Annotated in this window: 1 rRNA gene (running past one end of the window); it reads right to left on the bottom strand. The window is 52.7% G+C overall.

The window, feature by feature from the left end:
- Nucleotides 1–31: 31 nt before the first annotated feature.
- Nucleotides 32–1,778 (bottom strand): 23S ribosomal RNA (locus AZF08_RS14115) (it continues 1,175 nt past the right edge of the window).

The raw sequence follows: 1,778 nt of genomic DNA, 5'->3' as shown, positions 1-1,778 counted from the left end.
TCAAAACTAGATAACATTTGCTTCATATTATATGGTTAAGTCCTCGATCTATTAGTATTCGTCAGCTCCACATGTCACCATGCTTCCACCTCGAACCTATCAACCTGATCATCTTTCAGGGATCTTACTAGCTTACGCTATGGGAAATCTCATCTTGAGGGGGGCTTCATGCTTAGATGCTTTCAGCACTTATCCCTTCCGCACATAGCTACCCAGCTATGCCCTTGGCAGAACAACTGGTACACCAGCGGTGCGTCCATCCCGGTCCTCTCGTACTAAGGACAGCTCCTCTCAAATTTCCTACGCCCACGACGGATAGGGACCGAACTGTCTCACGACGTTCTGAACCCAGCTCGCGTACCGCTTTAATGGGCGAACAGCCCAACCCTTGGGACCGACTACAGCCCCAGGATGCGATGAGCCGACATCGAGGTGCCAAACCTCCCCGTCGATGTGGACTCTTGGGGGAGATAAGCCTGTTATCCCCGGGGTAGCTTTTATCCGTTGAGCGATGGCCCTTCCATGCGGAACCACCGGATCACTAAGCCCGACTTTCGTCCCTGCTCGACTTGTAGGTCTCGCAGTCAAGCTCCCTTATGCCTTTGCACTCTACGAATGATTTCCAACCATTCTGAGGGAACCTTTGGGCGCCTCCGTTACACTTTAGGAGGCGACCGCCCCAGTCAAACTGCCCACCTGACACTGTCTCCCGGGTCGATAAGACCCGTAGGTTAGAATTTCAATACAGTCAGGGCGGTATCCCACCAGCGCCTCCACCGAAGCTAGCGCTCCGGCTTCAAAGGCTCCCGCCTATCCTGTACAAACTGTACCAAAATTCAATATCAGGCTACAGTAAAGCTCCACGGGGTCTTTCCGTCCTGTCGCGGGTAACCTGCATCTTCACAGGTACTATAATTTCACCGAGTCTCTGGTTGAGACAGTGCCCAAATCGTTACACCTTTCGTGCGGGTCGGAACTTACCCGACAAGGAATTTCGCTACCTTAGGACCGTTATAGTTACGGCCGCCGTTTACTGGGGCTTCAGTTCAGAGCTTCGCTTACGCTAACCCCTCTCCTTAACCTTCCAGCACCGGGCAGGTGTCAGCCCCTATACTTCGCCTTACGGCTTCGCAGAGACCTGTGTTTTTGCTAAACAGTCGCTTGGGCCTATTCACTGCGGCTTTCCGTTAAGAAAGCACCCCTTCTCCCGAAGTTACGGGGTCATTTTGCCGAGTTCCTTAACCAGAGTTCTCTCGCACACCTTAGGATTCTCTCCTCGCCTACCTGTGTCGGTTTGCGGTACAGGCACCTTTTATCTCGCTAGAAGCTTTTCTTGGCAGCGGGGAATCAAAGACTTCGCTCCATAAGGAGCTTCCCCATCACAGCTCAGCATACRCGATAAGCGGATTTGCCTACTTATCAGCCTAACTGCTTGGACGTGCACAACCAATCGCACGCTTCTTCTATCCTTCTGCGTCCCTCCATTGCTCAAACGATAAAGAGGTGGTACAGGAATATCAACCTGTTGTCCATCGCCTACGCCTGTCGGCCTCGGCTTAGGTCCTGACTAACCCTGAGCGGACGAGCCTTCCTCAGGAAACCTTAGGCATTCGGTGGACGGGATTCTCACCCGTCTTTCGCTACTCATACCGGCATTCTCACTTCTAAGCGCTCCACCAGTCCTTACGGTCTGACTTCACTGCCCTTAGAACGCTCCCCTACCACTGATACCATAGGTATCAATCCGCAGCTTCGGTGGTGTATTTAGCCCCGGTACA

The organism is Bacillus gaemokensis, from assembly GCF_001590835.1.
GTDB lineage: Bacteria > Bacillota > Bacilli > Bacillales > Bacillaceae_G > Bacillus_A > Bacillus_A gaemokensis.
The sequence above is the reverse complement of the archived record's forward strand: the minus strand, read 5'-3'. Positions and strand labels throughout refer to the sequence as shown.